Source organism: Lysinibacillus sp. GbtcB16, assembly GCF_019091145.1.
In the GTDB taxonomy this organism is placed as follows: Bacteria; Bacillota; Bacilli; order Bacillales_A; family Planococcaceae; genus Lysinibacillus; species Lysinibacillus fusiformis.
Genome location: NZ_JAGXJV010000139.1, coordinates 1 through 441, shown reverse-complemented (window position 1 = coordinate 441; position 441 = coordinate 1). Strand labels below are relative to the sequence as shown.

At 31.1% G+C, this 441-nt stretch carries 1 protein-coding gene; it reads right to left on the bottom strand.

Annotation, left to right across the window (positions count from 1 at the left end; translation table 11 throughout):
- Nucleotides 1-10 precede the first annotated feature (10 nt).
- The coding region (locus tag KVT27_RS23735; protein WP_483307979.1) for a glucosamine inositolphosphorylceramide transferase family protein at nucleotides 11-441 on the bottom strand (431 nt) is incomplete at its 5' end.

Sequence of the window (441 nt, the reverse complement as noted above, 5' to 3'; positions counted from 1 at the left end):
ATAATAAGGATTACTTAAATTTAAGTACCTGTTTTCTGCCATCAAGTACTTCCAAATCCTCATTAAAAACGTAAGTATGGGTACCTTTGTTCCTCTTAAAAATACTTGGAGTAATCTCTTTAATTTTCTTTTCTCTATATGAATCTTCATTAAGTATTTCAATTTCATTCAAATTGACTGAATATCCATAAGAAAATAAACAATTTTGTGATGGTCTAATTAATTTATCCTCGTGAACAAATATATTACCAGCAGGCCGAGCCGATTTTGCATCAGAAACTATAGGATTCAATGGATGCGACACCCATTGACCGAATAAAGAATCTGAATGAAATAAATATAACTCATCAAGTGAATTTCCATTAGTAAAAATAGTAGTAGAGAACGAACACTTAGGGTAAGGTTGAATAATTGTTGTATCAACCGCTTTCACATTCTCCA